Origin of the sequence: Corynebacterium sp. MSK044, assembly GCF_030232825.1 — a bacterium.
Classification (GTDB): Bacteria; Actinomycetota; Actinomycetes; order Mycobacteriales; family Mycobacteriaceae; genus Corynebacterium.
The window spans coordinates 94195-111939 of record NZ_JASPJJ010000005.1 but is presented as its reverse complement, the minus strand read 5'-3'; the positions used below and the strand labels follow the sequence as shown (position 1 = coordinate 111939).

General features: G+C 61.3%; 16 protein-coding genes and 1 tRNA gene. 11 read left to right on the top strand and 6 right to left on the bottom strand.

Going from position 1 to position 17745, the window contains the following annotated elements; all coding sequences use genetic code 11:
- Positions 1-32: 32 nt before the first annotated feature.
- Complete coding sequence (locus QP994_RS04940; RefSeq protein WP_284865584.1) at positions 33-323, bottom strand: hypothetical protein; 291 nt, start codon at positions 321-323, stop codon at positions 33-35.
- A gap of 13 nt (positions 324-336) precedes the next feature.
- Positions 337-1203 carry a mycothiol conjugate amidase Mca gene (mca, locus tag QP994_RS04935; RefSeq protein WP_284865583.1) on the bottom strand — a complete coding sequence of 289 codons (867 nt, stop codon included), beginning with the start codon at positions 1201-1203 and terminating at the stop codon, positions 337-339.
- Positions 1204-1277: 74 nt separating this feature from the next.
- Here mca and QP994_RS04930 point away from each other — a divergent pair, with 74 nt between their 5' ends.
- From QP994_RS04930 to QP994_RS04920, 3 genes are all read left to right on the top strand, one after another.
- Positions 1278-1763 (top strand): DUF4307 domain-containing protein, encoded by a 486-nt coding sequence (locus tag QP994_RS04930; RefSeq protein WP_284865582.1) that lies wholly within the window; start codon positions 1278-1280, stop codon positions 1761-1763.
- Positions 1764-1860: 97 nt separating this feature from the next.
- Entirely contained in the window at positions 1861-2382 is a 522-nt protein-coding gene (gene greA, locus QP994_RS04925; protein WP_284855395.1) for a transcription elongation factor GreA, read from the top strand.
- 59 nt (positions 2383-2441) lie between these two features.
- On the top strand, positions 2442-2936 hold the full coding sequence (locus QP994_RS04920; protein ID WP_284855394.1) for a hypothetical protein: 495 nt from the start codon (positions 2442-2444) through the stop codon (positions 2934-2936).
- Positions 2937-3390: 454 nt separating this feature from the next.
- Here QP994_RS04920 and QP994_RS04915 read toward each other — a convergent pair whose 3' ends face one another.
- Positions 3391-4248, bottom strand: coding sequence for a Bax inhibitor-1/YccA family protein (locus QP994_RS04915; RefSeq protein ID WP_284855393.1), 858 nt, complete (start codon positions 4246-4248; stop codon positions 3391-3393).
- A gap of 154 nt (positions 4249-4402) precedes the next feature.
- Here QP994_RS04915 and QP994_RS04910 point away from each other — a divergent pair, with 154 nt between their 5' ends.
- Both QP994_RS04910 and QP994_RS04905 read left to right on the top strand, forming a co-directional pair.
- The gene (locus QP994_RS04910; RefSeq protein WP_034664739.1) at positions 4403-5416 is read left to right on the top strand and encodes a suppressor of fused domain protein; all 1014 of its coding nucleotides are present in this window, start codon (positions 4403-4405) and stop codon (positions 5414-5416) included.
- A 13-nt stretch (positions 5417-5429) separates the two neighbouring features.
- Positions 5430-6863 carry an amidase gene (locus tag QP994_RS04905; RefSeq protein ID WP_284865581.1) on the top strand — a complete coding sequence of 478 codons (1434 nt, stop codon included), beginning with the start codon at positions 5430-5432 and terminating at the stop codon, positions 6861-6863.
- On the opposite strand, the gene QP994_RS04900 is transcribed toward QP994_RS04905, so the two are convergent.
- Positions 6838-6911, bottom strand: a tRNA-Leu gene (locus QP994_RS04900). The two genes, QP994_RS04905 and QP994_RS04900, sit on opposite strands and share 26 nt — an antisense overlap.
- A 55-nt stretch (positions 6912-6966) precedes the next feature.
- Between QP994_RS04900 and QP994_RS04895 the strand changes: the two genes are divergently transcribed.
- Positions 6967-7593: a CPBP family intramembrane glutamic endopeptidase gene (locus QP994_RS04895; protein ID WP_284855390.1), complete on the top strand. Its 627-nt coding sequence runs from the start codon at positions 6967-6969 to the stop codon at positions 7591-7593.
- 17 nt (positions 7594-7610) lie between these two features.
- Here QP994_RS04895 and QP994_RS04890 read toward each other — a convergent pair whose 3' ends face one another.
- A complete protein-coding gene (locus QP994_RS04890; protein WP_284865580.1) occupies positions 7611-8822 on the bottom strand; it encodes an ATP-binding protein in 1212 nt (403 codons plus the stop codon).
- A gap of 66 nt (positions 8823-8888) precedes the next feature.
- Entirely contained in the window at positions 8889-12512 is a 3624-nt protein-coding gene (gene mfd, locus QP994_RS04885; RefSeq protein ID WP_284865579.1) for a transcription-repair coupling factor, read from the bottom strand.
- 263 nt (positions 12513-12775) lie between these two features.
- On the opposite strand from mfd, the gene QP994_RS04880 reads away from it, so the two are divergent.
- From QP994_RS04880 to QP994_RS04860, 5 genes are all read left to right on the top strand, one after another.
- On the top strand, positions 12776-12907 hold the full coding sequence (locus QP994_RS04880) for a hypothetical protein (RefSeq protein ID WP_284865578.1): 132 nt from the start codon (positions 12776-12778) through the stop codon (positions 12905-12907).
- A gap of 11 nt (positions 12908-12918) precedes the next feature.
- Entirely contained in the window at positions 12919-13848 is a 930-nt protein-coding gene (locus QP994_RS04875; RefSeq protein WP_284865577.1) for a hypothetical protein, read from the top strand.
- A 72-nt stretch (positions 13849-13920) separates the two neighbouring features.
- A complete protein-coding gene (locus tag QP994_RS04870) occupies positions 13921-15153 on the top strand; it encodes an MFS transporter (protein WP_284865576.1) in 1233 nt (410 codons plus the stop codon).
- A 66-nt stretch (positions 15154-15219) separates the two neighbouring features.
- Positions 15220-16713, top strand: a complete 1494-nt coding sequence (gene glmU, locus QP994_RS04865; protein ID WP_284865575.1) for a bifunctional UDP-N-acetylglucosamine diphosphorylase/glucosamine-1-phosphate N-acetyltransferase GlmU — start codon at positions 15220-15222, stop codon at positions 16711-16713.
- A gap of 21 nt (positions 16714-16734) precedes the next feature.
- Positions 16735-17712: a ribose-phosphate diphosphokinase gene (locus QP994_RS04860; protein WP_284865574.1), complete on the top strand. Its 978-nt coding sequence runs from the start codon at positions 16735-16737 to the stop codon at positions 17710-17712.
- Positions 17713-17745: the final 33 nt, after the last annotated feature.

Here is a 17745-nt window from a genome sequence, read left to right as displayed (position 1 = left end):
GCCCCTACTCTACTCCGGCGCAGATCAGCGGATTAGAAGAAGCGCTGCTTCCTCCGGTCCAGCACACCTTGTTCCGCCATGGCGCGGTCGATCGCCTCGCGGTCAAACACGTCTAGGCCGTTTGCCTCCGCGAATGCACGACGACGGTTAAAGCGGGTGTAGCGGCGGTAGAACGCCCACCCGATAGACAGCACCACCACTGCCAAGGCAACAACGATGAGGGCGCCGATGGGTTCAGCCTTGCCAAACTCGGGGCCGATCGGGGCATCCTTGTTCATCTGCTGCGCGTAGTAAAACAGGTTGGTTGCGGTATCCAGGGTCATATACACCACTCTCTCACTTTTCCACGCCGGTGAACAGATCACTCTCCGGCAGAGACGTACGCACGCGGGTTTGAGCTAACTCAAATTCTTCTGTCGGCCACAGCTTCGCCTGCACCTCTGGCGGGGAGACCAAGAAGGGACCATCCGGGTCAATCTGCGTGGCATGAGCACGCAGGGCAGCGGAACGGTGCGGGAAGAAATCACCGCATTCCACCTGCGTGGTCACCCGCTGCATGATGTCTGAATTATTCTCCTCAAACCGCTTCAGCATCGGCTCATAAGGGCTGTCTTTGCCCTGTCCAAACAAGTGATCATGGAGCAGACGCATGCGCTGCGGAACAAACCCGTGGGTGTAGTACAGCTTCTGCGGGGTCCACGGCTCACCGGCCTCTGGCGCATAGTCTGGGTTGCCGGCTTCCTCCCACGCGATCATGGAGACGTTGTGCACCATGATGTGGTCGGGGTGCGGGTAGCCACCGTTTTCGTCGTAAGTAATGATCACGTGGGGCTTGAACTCGCGGATCACCGCCACCACACGCTTAGCCACTTCCTGGGGGTCCTCCAGCGCGAAGCACCCCTCCGACAGCGGCGGTAGCGGGTCACCTTCGGGCAGACCGGAATCGACGTAGCCCAGCCACTCATGCTCCACCCCCAGCACGCGCGCAGCCTCCGCCATTTCTTCCTTACGGATCTCCGTGATCCGTTCCATCACCCCTGGGCGATCCATACCCGGGTTGAGGATGTCCCCGCGCTCTCCCCCAGTGCAGGTGAGCACTTTGACGCGGTTACCTTCGTGCGCGTACCGCGCCATCGCCGCTGCGCCTTTCGACGCCTCATCATCCGGATGCGCATGGATGGCCAGTAAGCGATAGCCCGTCACGTGGTACTCCACCTCTTGTTGGAAATGGTTAAGGGATAATGTTGACTGGCAGACAATAGTAGTAAAGGAGCACGATGAGCACCGCATCGAACCCAACCCCCAGCGCCACCTCACGCCCGGCGGCACGCTACGGCGAGAAGCCTCAACCCCAAACGAGTGGTGTGGCGGGCAAGGTTGTGGCCATCATCGGCGTCATCCTCGTTACCCTCATCGTGGTTATGCTCGGCCGTTACGTGATGCAGCGCCAAGAGCAGCCCATTTCTGCCACCCTCATCTCCCACGAACGGGTCGATGACACCACCTCCCGCGTCTGGTTCGACGTAGAGCGCAAGGAAGACACCATGGCGGAACCTTCCTACTGCATCATCACCTCCCTGAACTACGACATGGCCGAAATTGGCCGCCGCGAAATTGTCATCCCCGCTGGCGGGGAGCGCATCCAGCGCATGCACGTAGACATCCCTGTCAATGACCTTCCCGTCAACGGCGGTGTCTACGGTTGCGCCTCCACTCTGCCGCCGTATCTCGACCCGGCTGCGGAGCATCCGGAGGCGCGATGAGGTGGGGCGGGGATCGCAGAAAAGCACGGGCCCTAGCTGTGCTAATATGCCCTAACGACTAAAGCCGAGATATCTAACGGAAACGAGGGTTCAATCCATGGCTGAAACCCAGCAGCAATACATCACCCCGGAAATGAAGGCCAAGCTTGAGGCCGAGCTGCAGCAGCTCATTGACAACCGTCCTGTCATCGCCGCGGAGATCAACGAACGTCGCGAAGAGGGCGACCTCAAGGAGAACGCCGGCTACGACGCAGCCCGCGAGCAGCAGGACCAGGAAGAAGCCCGTATCAAGCAGATTTCCGAGCTGCTGGCCAACTCCACCACTGAGCGCGCCGATGTTGTTGATGGTGTGGCCCTCGTCGGTTCCGTGCTGCACGTGTACTACAACGGCGATGAGGACGACAAGGAGACCTTCCTCATCGGTACCCGCGCCGCCTCCATCGACAACGAGCACCTCGAGACCTACTCCGAGCAGTCCCCCCTCGGCGCTGCCGTGCTGGGCGCCCGCGAAGGCGAAACCCGCACCTACACGGCCCCGAACGGCCGCGAGATTTCGGTCACCATCGTGTCTGCTAACCCGTATGATTCGGTTAAGGCTAAGACCCCGCGCGCTAAGTAGGCGCACGGAAACAACAACGTGAATATCCCCCACTACTTTGTCATTTAAGGATTTTTGACGTGACTACCAGCACTTCCCGCAAGGTTGCCATCACCGCTTTCGCTGCTGCCACCGCCCTCGGCCTGGCTGCATGCTCCCCGCCGAACGAGCAGGACTCCGACCACAAGGTCGACACCGCCACCAGCCAGAACCCGGACTCCCTGCCTGGCGATTCGTCGGAGGCAACCACCACCTCCACCACCGCAACAGACACCACCGCGGCAATGTCTCAGGAAGACACTCCGTACTACAACGACTGCAACGGCAACGCCCAGTACCAGCCAACCCGCATCGTGCTGAACTGCAAGGACCAGAACGACTTCGCAGAAAACATCGTGTGGGAAGAGTGGACCGAGGAGATCGCCCACGGCATTGCCACCCGCACCCGCGAGGGCAAGGACCCGGTGGCCAACGCACAGATCACCCTGTCCGCTCCGAAGGAGGTTGACGGCACCCTCGTGTTCGGCAACGTCACCATCGATGGCGTGAACGTCAACCCGCAGACGGACTACTAAAAGCTTCTCAGCACCGTTTGTTTCACCCCTGGGACCAGTTCAGAACTGCATGGTCCCGGGGGTTTTCTCCTGCCGGGGAACAAAGAGGGTTAAGCGGCTTAAGCGGGTTAAGCGCACAAAAGGGTGCGCGTCTGGTGCGTTGCATCGCTGGGCTAGGGAGGGATTGCTAACTCGGTTGTCTGCCTCTTGGTGAAAAGCAAACCCCAATAAACGTTTTCAAATAAACCAGGTGGGGCCTTCCCCGATTCACAATCACACCAACCACGACCTGGTTTATTTGAATTCGTTTATTGCAGTTCATTCATTGCAATTCATTTATCACGGTTTGCGGGTTTAGTGCGCAGGCATGTTTCGCTCCCGCGCCATTGTGGGCGCACAAAAGAACCGGCCCGCCACACGGTACGTGAGTACGCGCAGCGGGCCGGGAAGCTCTATGGAGCCCTGAGGCCGGGAGCTAGTCCCTGAAGTAGGACAGCAGGCGCAGGATTTCGGTGTAGAGCCACACCAGGGTCACAGCCAGGCCGAGGGCAACGCCCCACGCCATCTTGGCCGGGGCACCGGAGCGCACCAGTTTGTCCGCCACGTCAAAGTCGGTGAGGAAGCTCATGGCAGCCAGACCGATGCAGACGAGGGAGAAGACGATGGCCAGTGGGCCACCGTCACGCAGCGGGGACATGCCGGTGAACACGAAGAGCAGCAGGTTGCCCAGCGCAAGCACCAGGACACCGATAATGCAGCCAGTCATGATGCGGGTGAACTTCGGGGTGACGCGGATGGCGCCGGTCTTGTACACGAAGAGCATGCCGGCGAACACACCGACGGTGCCCATCACGGCCTGCAGGATGAGGGCACCAGCATCAGCACTGCCCACCATCCAGCCGGAGACCAGCATGGAGAAACCACCGACGAAGAGACCTTCAAACGCCGCGTAGATCAGTGTGACAACGGCCGAGCCGTACTTGCGGCCAAAAGCGTGCACCAGCACGGTAATCAGGCCGCCGATAGCGCCCACGAAGGTGAGGGCCATGGCCACACCGGGGTTCACCATGCCAACACCGAAGTTGACCAGCGCGAAGGCCACGATGACGGCCAGCGTGATGCCGGTCTTGGTCACAATGTCATCGACAGTAATGGGACGCTCAGCGGTCTGAGCAGGAAATGCTGCAGGCGCGCCGTAGGGATGTTGGTCGTATGCCTGCTGACCGTAGGGGTTCTGAGAATAAGGGGTCTGCTGACCGCCCATCGGCTGGCCGTGGGTGGCCTGCTGCTGGAAAGCGGGTAGATGAGTCAAAACGGGGTTGGAGGATTTCACGCTCGGACGATCCTTTCTATTGGTAACTCCATGCGGTTACTCACAAGATTGCAGTAAGCACCGATCATATAGTCCAACGACTCACCCCGCCGTTTCGTTCCCACGTGGGCAAACTTTTTCTCACAACTACGTTGACCGGCCTAAACTATGGGGCATGGATCTTCGTGGCGGGTTGTTCGGCAAAAACCGGCGCCGCACCGGTGGGGAGCATCTGCGTGATTATCTGGCCGCTATCTGTGGTGCACCGGTTGCCGTGCACGGTGAGCTGGATTTCACGGAGAAAGTCGCGGTGCTCGTGTACCACCGCACATCACCTGTCCCCTATTTTCTCTACGTCACCCACGGGATGTCGCGGACGAATTCCTCCCTGCCGGTGGCGGGCACTCAGACAGAACTCACTTTGCGTGTGCCGGCCGAAGCGGAGTCAGGCACGCCGCCCAGTTGGCCCGCGGACCTGCTGCGCGCGCTCACGGTACGCGCCCCTTTTGAGCCAGGTCATTACATTGACCTCCACAAACCGGTGTGCGAGGGAGCCCAACTAACAGGTTTCCTGTTCGCGGCTGACCCGGAGTTGCCACTCAATGATGCGCCAACGGGTCGGATCAGTTTCACCACCGCCGTTGGAGTCACGGCCGATGAGCTCGATGCCGCGCTCACGTGGGATCCGGCAAAATTTGTCGCCGCGCTCATGCAGGTCGATCCGCTTGGCCTCACCGCCCCACAGCGCCAGAGCATGCTTATCGACGCTCCCTTCCACGCCCAGCTGACCACCCAGCGGGCGGTTGAGGGGTCGCGGATAAGCGTGGTGTCGTCGAGCTATTTCGATGTTGATCCTTCGGGCCGTATTGATATGACTGTTCATGCTGCCGCGCACCTGCTGCGGGCGGCACGGTGGCGTTTTCCTTATGGACGTGATTTCGCAGTGGTAAGCGATGCGGCGTGGGCGCGCTTCATCCCCGACCCCACCGCGGCGGAGACGACCGTGAACTACCAGCCGGCCATTCAAGAGAACCGTCGGCGCAGAGTAGCTGCGGAGCCACCACATCTGAGCGTCACCTTGACTGAAAAGGCATGCCACGAGATGTTGGCCGTGCTCGACACTGTGCCAGGCACGTACCGGATGACCACTGCGCCGCTGGAATTTCACGTTATTGACCCCACGCGTTAACTATCATTCGGGCATGAGTATGCATGAGGATCTAGCTTTTGCCGGGGTCGTGGCCATCGCTGACAAGACACGTTCCGGGGAACTGACCGCACGCGAGGTCACGGATTTCTTTCTGGACCGCATCGAGAGATTCAACCCCACGCTCAACGCGTTCATCACGGTGCTTGTCAGCGAGGCGCGCGCGGATGCCGACGCCCTCGATGAGAAGGCTGCTACCGGCGCGGAACTGGGCTCCTTGCATGGCGTACCCATCGCCATCAAGGCGGAAAACGACATCGCGGGCATCCCCACCACCTTCGGCGGGGCCGCGTTCACCACTCCAGCGCGCGCGGATTCCGCGGTGGTGGCGCGCTTACGTGAGGCCGGTGCCGTCATCGTGGGCACGACCGCCATGCCGGAATTTGGCATTTGGCCGTACACGGAATCGGTGGCCAACGGAGCAACCCGTAACCCGTGGAACACGGCGTACTCCCCCGCTGGTTCCTCGGGTGGTACGGCTGCTGCGGTGGCTGCGGGCCTGGTCCCCGCCGCGATTGGTGGGGACGGTGGCGGTTCCATCCGCCTGCCCGCCGCCTGGTGTGGTCTCTTCGGTTTGAAGCCCCAGCGTGGGCGGGTGTCCGCTGCCCCGAACGCCAGCCTGTGGGGTGCGCTGGGCACCATCGGACCGCTGACGCGGTATGTGGAGGATACGGCGCTGATTCTGGATTGTGTGGGTGGGGGTACGGAGGGCGTCGATAAGCATATGGCTGAAGCGTGGCCCACGACTTTGATGGAGGCTTTAGAGCAAACTCCTGCGAAGTTGCGCATTGGGGTGAGCACGGCTGCGCCGTTGGGCACCGTGTTGAAGAAGCCTGCGCGGCGCGCGGTGGAGACGACCGCTGGGGCCCTCAAGGATCTCGGCCACGACGTGTTTGAGCATGATTTTTCGTACCCACCCGCGCTGGCATTGTCTTTTGTCCCGCAGTATTTGAATGGTTTCAGCGAGGAAGCGCACATGGCTGAGCACCCGGAGCTGCTGGAGCGACGTACCCGGCGCGGCGTGCGGCTGGGCAAGGTGACGGGCCTGACCTCGCCGACGATGGTGCGCAAGGCGGAGGCGAAAAGCGCGGAGATCGGACAGAAGCTCATGCGCGAGGTGTTCTCCGAGATAGATCTTTTGCTCACTCCGAGTGTCCCCCACCCGGCGGTTCCCATTGGGCAGTTGGATGCGCATGGATTTTTGTCAGCCGCACTGAAGGCAAGCGGGGTGGCGTCTTTCACGTCACCGTGGAACGCGGTGGGCAACCCGGCTGCTGCCGTGCCCGCGGGCTTCCACGATGGCCTGCCGCTGAGCGCGCAGCTCGTGGGACCGTTCAATGGTGAACCGCTGCTGTGCCAGGTGTCGCACCAACTGCAGGTTGCGACGGACTGGCCTGCACACGTGCCCCCACAGGGACTCGAACCCTGACTGAATCGATTTTAAGTCGACTGCCTCTGCCGATTGGGCTATAGGGGCGTATCGGTGAATGAGTGTACGGCACTCCCCCGTGCATCCCTATAATTGCTCCATCATGACTGCTCGTGCTGCTGGTTCCTGGCTGGTTCTCATCCCATGTGTGCTGGGCGGGCTTGGCCTGTTCACCGCGCGCCAGGCCGGCGACGGCACGGTGGCGTTCTACGTGATCACAGTGCTCACCGCCGCGCTCTACGCCGCCGCGTGGTGGGTGTGGGGCGACCGAAAAGCGTTCGCGGGCCCGATGACAGCAGACCTGCTGCGCGGCGCGGCCTTGGGTGGGGCGCTCGCGGTGGTCTTTTTACTCGGCGCGCTTGTGGTGCGCCATATTCCGCTGCTGGCCGGGCCGGTGACAGAGCTGCTCAGCATGCCCAGTGCGGGCGGCTGGCTGCCCACGCTGACGGTGCTCATCATCAACGGCATCGGTGAGGAACTTGTCTACCGCGACGCGCTGTCCAAGCAACTGCGTGGCCACTTCAATGAGCTGGCGGTCGGCGTGCTCTCCACCGGCGTCTACTGCCTGATCACCATCGGGATGGGTGTCCCGCTGCTCGTCTTTGCCGCCGGCATCCTCGGCGCGCTGTGTTTCTATGAGGCCTCCCGCACCCGGCGCGTCATCTCCCCGATCGCCGTGCACCTCACGTGGTCGGTGACGATGCTGTTGGCGATGCCGCTGGTGTTGTAGTACGCCGACGCACGGGCCTACGACAGCAACACTTTTCGCGCAAGAACATCAAAGACATTCAGTTGCTGCACGTACCCAGTTGAAAGGGGAAGCCGGTCCCCCGTCAACAGCAGACACCTGGATCCCGGCGGCAGACCTTCGAACGAGGACAGTTCCCTCCGAAGTACCTGCTCATCCAAAGCGGTCAGCGCAACTTGAATGAAGAGGGTTTCATCACCCCGCTGCGCGAGGAAATCGATTTCTCCGCCAGGGCCTACTCCAGTGTGGACCTCGAAGCGCTGTCGCAGCAATTCAAGGTACATCTGGTTTTCCACGTCGTGTCCCGTGTTCGTGTTCTTATGTCCAGTAAGAGCGTCACGCAATCCAGCATCGACCCAGTAGTATTTCGGCGTTGTTTTCAACCAGCCGCGCCCGCGAGTGTCATAGCGGTGGCACGGGTAAATCAGGTGGGCATCCGCCATGAGCTGGAGGTAGCGGTCCACGGTGTCGGTGCTCACCTTCACGCCCTCCGACTTCAAAGTGTTGGAAATCTTGTTCGCCGATAGTGGCGAACCTGCATTATCCAGTACGAATGCTGCGACTTTGATGAAGGTGGCGGTATCACGCACCTGACCACGCAAGGCGATGTCGCGTGTGAAGATCGAGTCGAACAAATCCCTGTTGAGCTGGCGCGCGATCTCAGGCGAGGACTCCAGGACACTGCGAGCAAACCCACCGGTGGCCATCCAGCGTTGGTAGCTTTCCTCCACCGATTCACTGTCGCTGACCCCCGTGAACTGACGGAACTCCGCGAGCGACAGCGGGAACACCTCCAGCGACACGTAGCGCCCCGCAAGGTATGTCAGCCCTTCCCCCGAAAACATGGAAGCATTCGAACCCGTCGCACAGATCTCAATATTCTGTGTTGTTCGCAGTGAGTTGATCATCCGAGCCCAGTCCGCCAACTCCTGAACCTCATCGACATGCAGATGCGTGACACCGTGCTTCACACGATCTAGGACATACTCATGAAAAGCCTGGGGCTGGCGAAGAGGGTCAAAGGTCACGTCCTCAAAATTGATCGTGAGAATCGCGCGTGGGTCAACTCCCTGCTCCACAAGATGCTCACGATACAAGTGCAGCAGCGATGACTTGCCGGCACGACGCACTCCCGTAACCAGGCGGACAAGGTCATTCCCGGTGATTGCAGCGAGTTCTTGAAGGTATTGCGGACGCGGAAGAAGGTTCACGAGTTACGAGTATAGTCGTAACTTTTCCCAAAAAGTACCAAAGTTACGAGTATGGTCGTAACTTTTCTACTCACTCACTGAGAACACACGCTTGCCTTTTTGCTTGTCGACGTCACCGCCCCGCACCGAAACCTCCTCCACATCAAAGATCGCAGAGAGGAAGTCTGCGACCCACTGCAAGAGCTCTTCGTCCCGGAGGTTGGGTGCATTGAGCGCCGGTTTCGCACCGCCTTCGCGTGGGAACGGAACCTGCACGGCTTTGGCAGCCGCACGGTAATTGGATCCCGGATAGAGGCGCTTGAGGCGCACCTGCTTGGAATCGGGCATGTCCACTGGGTGGAACTTCAGGCGGGTGCCCTGCATGGTGATGTCGGAAACAGCGGCACGTCGTGCCTGGTGGCGGAGCCGCGCCACCGCGAAGAGACGTGAGACTTCCTCGGGCATTTCACCGAAGCGGTCGGTGAGTTCTTCGGCGACGTGCGCCAGCTCCGCGTTATCACGTGCGGCGGCGAGTTTGCGGTAGCTTTCCAGGCGGAGGCGCTCGGAGTTGATGTAGGACTCCGGAATGTGGGCGTCCACAGGCAGATCAATGCGAATCTCCTTCGGCCCCTGGTCGGTGGCATCCACGACATCGCCGGACATGAGGGACTTGAAGGTCTCCACTGCCTCGCCGACGAGGCGGACGTACATGTCAAAACCAACACCGGCGATATGGCCGGACTGTTGTGCGCCTAAAACGTTGCCGGCGCCACGCATCTCCAGGTCCTTTTGCGCCACCGCCATGCCAGCACCCAAGTCATTGTGCTGGGCGATGGTGGCCAAGCGGTCATAGGAGGTCTCCGTGAGCACCTTGTCCTTGGGGTACAAGAAATAGGCGTAGCCACGCTCGCGGGATCGGCCCACACGACCGCGCAGCTGGTGGAGCTGGGACAGGCCCATGTTCTGCGCGTTTTCCACGATGAGGGTGTTCGCGTTCGCAATATCCAGGCCGGTTTCCACGATGGTGGTGCACACCAGCACGTCGTACTCGCGGTTCCAGAAGCCCTGCACGGTTTGTTCCAGCAGCTGCTCGCCCATCTGGCCATGCGCCACGACAATGCGCGCCTCCGGTACGAGCTCACGCAGGTGGCGCGCCGTTTTCTCAATGTCGGCGACTTTGTTGTGGATGTAGAACACCTGGCCGTCCCGAAGCAATTCGCGGCGGATCGCAGCGGCAATCTGCTTATCCTCCTGTGCGCCGACATAAGTGAGCACCGGGTGGCGGTCCTCGGGCGGGGTGGTAATCGAGGTCATCTCACGGATACCCGTCAGGGACATCTCCAGGGTGCGCGGAATCGGCGTTGCCGTCATGGTGAGAACGTCCACGTGGGACTTGAGCGCCTTGATGTGCTCCTTGTGCTCCACACCGAAGCGCTGTTCCTCATCCACCACGATGAGGCCCAGGTTCTTCCACTGCACGCCCGTCTGCAGGAGGCGGTGGGTGCCGATCACGATGTCGACGGAGCCGTCCGCAAGGCCCTTCAGCGTCTTCTTCGCCTCGGCGGCGGTGGTGAAGCGGGACAGTTCCCGTATCTCCACCCCGAAGCCATCCATGCGCTGGGTGAAGGTGGCGTAGTGCTGCTGGGACAGCAGCGTCGTGGGCACGAGCACCGCGACCTGCTTGCCATCCTGCACCGCCTTGAACGCGGCGCGCACCGCGACTTCGGTCTTGCCAAAGCCCACGTCGCCCACGATGACGCGGTCCATCGGCGATGGCTTTTCCATGTCCGCCTTCACCGCCTCAATGGCAGCCATCTGGTCTTCGGTTTCCACGAAGGGGAAGTTGTCTTCCATCTCCAGCTGCCACGGTGAATCAGGCGCGAAAGCGTGGCCCGGCGCGGAGGCGCGCTTGGCGTAGAGCTCAATGAGTTCAGCGGCGATCTCGCGCACAGCGGCGCGTGCCTTGCGCTTGGTGTTCTTCCAGTCGGAGCCACCCATCTTGGACAGGCTCGGACTTTCCCCGCCGGTGTACTTGCTCAGCAGGTCCAGCGAGTCCATGGGCACCCATAGCTGGTCGCCGGGTTGACCGCGCTTTGCGGGCTGGTATTCCAGCACGATGTATTCGCGGCGGGCGTCCCCAACGGTGCGCTCGGCCATCTTCACAAACTTGCCGATGCCGTGGGTGTCATGCACCACGTAATCCCCCGGTTTGAGCGCCAGCGGATCAACCCGGTTGCGGCGGCGCGGCGCACGGCGTTTGGCACCTGCGATGTCACCCACACGGTTGCCGGTCACATCCGTTTCGGTGAACACGACCAGGCCCGGCCCGGTGAAGGTCAGGCCGGCATGGGAAATCCCCTGGTACAGCGTGACCTGCCCATCGACGGGTTCAAGCCCCGGGGTGGCAATGCGCGCGGACACACCATTTTCACGCAGCCGGTCCGCCATGCGGTCGATTGTTCCCTTGGCGGGTGCAACAAACGCTGCTTGACCACCGTTCTGCAAGTGCAGTTTGATCTTGCCGTACAGCGCTTCAATTTCTTTCAGGTCACCTTTGGGGGCCGGCGCCGGCTCAAATTCCAGGGGCAAGGTGATCTCATCCGCCATGCCCATCCCCGGTGGCGCGAAGGTCCACCACGCATTTCCGGACTTCAGTGCGGAGGCCTCCAAGGATTCACAGGAGCGGTACGAGCTCGCCGAAACATCCAGGCCCTCGGCAGCCACCGGGCCTTCGGCCCCCATCGCGGCGGCCTCCCACCCAGCTTCAAGGAATTCCTCATCAGTGGCCTGCAGATCAGCAATACGGGTGCGTACCTTCTCCGGGGATGTCACCAACACGACAGACCCAGCAGGCATGAGCGCCGACAGCACTTCAAAGGGCTGGTCCGTCAGCGCCGGGATGAGCGCCTCCATCCCGTCCGGATAGGAGCCGCCCGCAATCCGCTCGAGCATCTCCACCAAGGTGCGGTTGCCCGGATAGGACTGGGCGAGGGTGGTGGCGCGGGTGCTCACTGAGGCGTCGATAAGCAATTGGCGCGCGGGGTGCAGATGAACCGCTTTGATGTCTTCGATGGTGCGCTGATCGGCGACGGCGAAGGAACGCAATTCGGTGACCTCATCGCCCCAGAATTCGATGCGGACGGGGTGTTCAGAGGTCGTGGGAAAGACGTCGATGATGCCACCGCGCGTGGCAAATTCGCCGCGGCTGGCCACCATGTCCACGTGGTTATATGCGAGGTCCACGAGGCGCTGGGTCAGTTCACCGAAATCATGTTCTTCTTCAACGGCCACCACGACAGGTTCTACCGGTGGCAACACTGGCTGGCAGGCCGCGCGCGCGGACGCCACCACCACGCGGATCTGATCCAGCTCGTGCACAACTTTGTTGCGTTTGCCCACAACGTCAGCCGCGGGCGAGAGTCGCTCATGCGGCAAGGTCTCAAACGCCGGCATGAGAGCCACAGCATCGCGCCCCAACATCGCGGCGAGCTCCGCGGAAAGATCCTCTGCCTCATGCCCCGTTGCCGTTATCAGCAGCACGGGCGCCTTACGCGCAATCGTGCCCGTCGCCCACGGCCGCACCTGATCAATGCCCGTGATGTGGAGCGATTCCTCCCCCACCCGTTTCAGCAGGCCAGTGAGCTTCGGATCCGTCATGGCTTGGGTGAGCACCCCAGCCAGCATGGGTAGGTCGGTTGAATCGTGTGCCATAAGCCCTATAAAACCTCAGTGCGCGCTTTCTGCAGTACAAGTCAGGCAATAAAAAAGCTTCCCCACCAGGACTCGAACCTAGAATGACGGTACCAAAAACCGTAGTGTTGCCAATTACACCATGGGGAAAGACGTCCCAGAGCTTACCAAATCTGGCTCGAGGCTCGAAATAAGGCATTTGCTTATCGACGTTTCCCCGCGCCCCACCAGCTACCCTTAAGCCCAAACGCTTTCACCCCGTGCCCTTGGAGTCCCCGTCAACGATGTCAAAGACCAACAAACTTTTGCTGGCAATTCTGGCTGTGCTACTTCTCATTGTGACTGTGATGGGCGGTGTCATTGCCACGAAGGCAGGATTGTTTGAATCCCGCACGATGGCGGAACCGGTGAGCTGACCTCCCCCACGTTGAAGCGCCACTCCACTCTGACCCGTACCGGGAAGAACACCTACCGCGAAAACATTGTCCACGGTGAAGGCGACAGCGGCACCGAATGGACCTTCACTCCCAGCAAGGACGACACCATGGATGTCTCCTACACCACCCCGGATGGCGCAACCTCCACCGCACTGCTGCCCCAGACTGATCCGGAAGACACCGCAGGCGAGGTGGGAATCAACCCGAATGCGCCGGGGGCGGAACCAGATGGCATCGAATTCCCCAAACCGGCCGTGCGAACCACCGGCGTTCTCGAAACCGCTGGCACCCCAGAGGGTGAAGCCACCGAGGTCATTTTCCGTTGGGACCAAAACCTGACGGTAGCAACCATCACGTACCCGGACCGCGGATGCTACGGCATCCTCGAGGAAACAGCGCCCAGCATCAGGACCGAGAAGATCACCGTCGGCGACTGCCCAAGTGGCGCCACCTGGCATTTCAGGGAAGGTAACCCTGGAGGTGGCCGCACCGAGTACGCCTCCCCGGACGGTACTAGGACGGAATCCATGACCTTCTCCAACACCGATTGGGGCATCATCGACGGCGAAATCGGTCTATCCCCGTCTGGTCCGGTGCTGGACTTCTACCGCAGGTTCCTCGAAACTTCAGGCGGTGAACCGGTCAGAGGTTCCTGCGAGCCAGCTGCTTTCGATGAGGTTGTTGAGGAATGGCCCACCCCGATGGGAACCGCCGTCCTCTTCTGCGATGGCACATGGGCCACAGCCGGACAAAACGGTACTGATTTCATCGGACATTTCCACTTCACCAATGGCCAGTGGGAAGTCATCGATTATGACGGCCAATCCTCAGTTACCAGACACCACTGTTTTGATCACAACAAACTGCGTGCGCTGGGTGCCCCAAAGGATTTCCTGACCAGGGTGCTTCAGTGCGATTAGTGCGGGTAGCCCGCGCTAAGTTAGCCGACACTTAGCGCGACGGGGGTTTCCGCAGCACCTACTATCCGGTTTATGAATTCCCCCATGCCGCATGAGGAGCACAACGCCCGCCGGTTCATCTGGTCAAACGGCCTGCAGAATATCGGCGATCAGATTGTCGCACCGAAAACTGTTCTGGCCTGGATGTTTACTGTCGCTGGAGTGCCGGCAGCGTTCACATCCTTCCTGGTGCCCATCAGGGAATCAGGCTCCATGCTGCCGCAGTTCGCGCTCAGCCCGTGGGTCACGTCGCACGCCTCACGCAAGAAAGTGTGGCTTATCGGTTCATGGGGTCAAGCCATTTCAGCTGCGCTCATCGCGGTGTGCGCGTTGCTTTTCAGCGGCACGCTCCTCGGCATCACCACCCTTATCCTCGTTGGCGCACTAGCACTGTTCAGGGCGGTGTGCTCGATTGCTGGCAAAGATGTACAGGGCCGCACGATCTCCAAGGGTCGCCGCGGTGTGATTACGGGCCGCGCAACAGCCCTGGGCGGTGGGTTCACGCTCGCGGTCGGATTGATTCTGTTCTTCCTGCCTAATGATCTGCCGGAATGGGGCATCGTGGCGCTGCTCGCCCTGGGCGCATCCATGTGGGCCTTCGCCAGCATTGTGTTCTCCGGCATTAAAGAACCGGCAGCAGAGGTGGAAAAGTCCACGGGCCACCACGGCTTCAAGCAAATGTGGCAGCTGGTCAAGGGCGACCGGGCCCTGCAGAATTTCCTCATCGTGCGTTCCCTGCTGCTGGCCACGGCGCTGTCCACCCCGTTCATCGTGGTGCTTGCGCATCGTGAGGGTGCGAACTTGGCTGGCCTGGGCGCCTTCATCATCGCGTCCGGTGGTGCGGCCCTGGTGGGTGGACGCGTGTCTGGCATGTGGTCGGATCGTTCCTCCAAAACAACGATGTCGATGGCGGCTGCCGTCGCGTCCGTTGTCATCGTCGGACTTGTCGCCAGCGCCCAATTCGCCCCGGCTGCTGTCAACGCCTGGGTCATGCCGCTGGGTTTCTTCCTGGTCAACCTGGCGCACATGACGGTGCGCGTGGCCCGCAAAACCTACCTGGTGGATATGACCGAAGGTGACCAGCGCACGCTGATCACAGGTGTGTCCAACACGGTCATGGGAATCGTGTTGCTCATTGTGGGTGCGATTTCTTCCGCCATCGCCGTTTTCGGCCCCCAGGCGGCATTGCTGTTCCTCGCCGCTATGGGTTTTGCCGGAGTCTTTGGGGCCGCGCGCCTTAAGGACGTTTCGGATCCCGGTGTCTAGGCCCACACGGTTAAGCTGTGTGGAAGCTACACCCTGTCCACTTCACGTACTGACAACAAGGAGACCATGCCGGTGACAACACCTGCTACCCCTTCTGATTCCTCCACCCCGCAGCGCGCTGTTGTTGTTCTCGCTGCTGGCGCGGGGACCCGCATGAAGTCAACGAAGCAAAAGACGCTCCACGAAATTGGTGGGCGCAGCTTGCTGTCGCACTCCTTGCATGCGGCTGCTGGCCTTCATCCAGCGCACCTCGTCGCTGTGGTGGGCCACCAGCGTGACCAGGTCTCTCCCGCCGTGGACGCGATCGCCGAGCACATGCACGTGACCATTCTGCAGGCAGTGCAGGAGGAACAGAACGGCACCGGCCACGCCGTGCAGGTGGGCTTGGAGGCGATCCCGGATTTCACGGGCACCGTGGTTGTGACCAATGGGGATGTGCCGTTGTTGAGGGCGGAGACGATTGAAAGGCTCGTCGATAAGCATGAAAGCGAACATGCTGCGGTGACCGTGCTCTCCCTCGAGTTTGAGAACCCCACGGGCTACGGGCGCATCATCCGCGATGCGGCCGGTGATGTCCAGGAAATCGTGGAGGAAAAGGATGCGACTGATGAGCAGCGTCGCGTGCGCGAGGTCAACTCGGGCGTCTTCGCGTTCGACGGCGCCGTGCTGCGTGACGCGCTGACCCGCATCAATTCTGACAATGCGCAGGGCGAGCTGTACATCACGGATGTGCTGGGCATCGCGCGTAACGACGGCCACAAGGTCGCCGCTTTCACCGCCCCCGATGCCCGCGAGCTCGCCGGTGTCAACGACCGTGTGCAGCTCGCCGCGGCTGGCAAGGAGCTCAACCGCCGCCTCGTGGAACGTGCAATGCGCGCTGGCGCCACGGTCATCGACCCGGCCACAACCTGGATCGGCGTGGACGTGGAGATCGGCCAGGACGTGACCATCCACCCCAACACGCAGCTGTGGGGCTCCACCACGATTGGCGACGGCGCCACCATTGGCCCCGACACGACCCTCACCGACATGGAGGTGGGCAACGGCGCCACCGTCGTGCGCACCCAGGGTGAGCTTGGCGTGATCGGCGACGAGGCAACCGTGGGGCCTTTCACCTACATCCGCCCCGGCACGACGCTGGGCGCACGCGGCAAGCTCGGTGGCTTCGTGGAAGCCAAGAACGCGCAGATTGGCGAAGGTTCCAAGGTCCCCCACCTCACCTACATCGGCGATGCCACGGTGGGCCGCGAATCCAACATCGGCGCCTCCTCTGTTTTTGTGAACTATGACGGCGTGAACAAGCACCACACCACCATCGGCGACCACTGCCGCACCGGCTCCGACACCATGTTTGTGGCACCGGTGACCGTGGGCGATGGTGCGTATACGGGCGCGGGTACAGTAGTCAGTGAAGATGTTCCTGCGGGCGCCCTGGCCATCAAGGAAGGACACCAGCGCAACATCGAGGGCTGGGTGGAAGCCAAGCGGCCCGGTACGGCCGCAGCGGAAGCTGCCCAGCGCGCACGTGAGAACGCAACCGATACCGCGAGCGATAACTGACTGAAAGGCAACACCTGACCAATGACCGGTAAGAAAGTCGAAAGCCACAAAGATCTCAAGGTCTTTTCGGGCCGTGCGCACCCCGAGTTGGCGGAGCAAGTCGCCAGCGAACTCGGCATCGAGCTGGTGCCCACCACGGCGCGCGACTTCGCCAACGGCGAGATCTTCATCCGCTTCGGGGAGTCCGTCCGTGGCTCTGACTGCTTTGTCATCCAGTCCCACGCGCAGCCGCTGAACAAGTGGCTCATGGAGCAGCTCATCATGATTGATGCGCTCAAGCGTGGTTCGGCTAAGCGCATCACCGCGATCCTGCCGTTCTACCCGTACGCCCGCCAGGACAAGAAGCACCGCGGCCGCGAGCCGATTTCCGCTCGCCTGGTTGCTGATCTGCTCACCGCTGCTGGCGCGGACCGCATCGTGTCCGTGGACCTGCACACTGACCAGATCCAGGGCTTCTTCGACGGCCCGGTGGACCACATGCACGCGATGCCGATCCTGACGGATTACATCAAGTCCAAGTACTCGCTGGATAACCTCGTAGTGGTCTCCCCTGACGCTGGCCGTGTGAAGACCGCTGAGAAGTGGGCTAACACGTTGGGTGACGCGCCGATGGCCTTCGTACACAAGACCCGCGACATCGACGCTGCAAACAAGGTTGTGTCCAACCGCGTCGTCGGTGAGGTTGAGGGCAAGGACTGCGTGCTTCTGGACGACATGATTGACACCGGCGGCACCATCGCCGGCGCCGTCGGCGTGCTGAAGGACGCCGGCGCTCGTTCCGTGCTGATTGCCACCACGCACGGTGTGTTCTCCGACCCGGCGCGTGAGCGTCTGTCCAACTGCGGTGCGGAGGAGATCATCACCACTGACACGCTCCCACAGAGCACCGAGGGCTGGACGAACCTCACCGTGCTGTCTATCGCCCCGCTGCTGGCACGCACGATCCACGAGATCTTCGAAAACGGTTCCGTAACCACTCTGTTTGAGGGCCAAGCGTAAAAGTGTCCGCCCCAACACCAGACCCAGCTGTCC

Coding starts and splice junctions, on each gene's coding strand:
- QP994_RS04940 (WP_284865584.1), bottom strand. CDS start 323: ATGACCCTGGATACCGCAACCAACCTGTTTTACTACGCGCAGCAGATG.
- QP994_RS04930 (WP_284865582.1), top strand. CDS start 1,278: ATGAGCACCGCATCGAACCCAACCCCCAGCGCCACCTCACGCCCGGCG.
- greA (WP_284855395.1), top strand. CDS start 1,861: ATGGCTGAAACCCAGCAGCAATACATCACCCCGGAAATGAAGGCCAAG.
- QP994_RS04910 (WP_034664739.1), top strand. CDS start 4,403: ATGGATCTTCGTGGCGGGTTGTTCGGCAAAAACCGGCGCCGCACCGGT.
- QP994_RS04905 (WP_284865581.1), top strand. CDS start 5,430: ATGAGTATGCATGAGGATCTAGCTTTTGCCGGGGTCGTGGCCATCGCT.
- QP994_RS04895 (WP_284855390.1), top strand. CDS start 6,967: ATGACTGCTCGTGCTGCTGGTTCCTGGCTGGTTCTCATCCCATGTGTG.
- mfd (WP_284865579.1), bottom strand. CDS start 12,512: ATGGCACACGATTCAACCGACCTACCCATGCTGGCTGGGGTGCTCACC.
- QP994_RS04880 (WP_284865578.1), top strand. CDS start 12,776: ATGTCAAAGACCAACAAACTTTTGCTGGCAATTCTGGCTGTGCTACTT.
- QP994_RS04870 (WP_284865576.1), top strand. CDS start 13,921: ATGAATTCCCCCATGCCGCATGAGGAGCACAACGCCCGCCGGTTCATC.
- glmU (WP_284865575.1), top strand. CDS start 15,220: ATGCCGGTGACAACACCTGCTACCCCTTCTGATTCCTCCACCCCGCAG.
- QP994_RS04860 (WP_284865574.1), top strand. CDS start 16,735: ATGACCGGTAAGAAAGTCGAAAGCCACAAAGATCTCAAGGTCTTTTCG.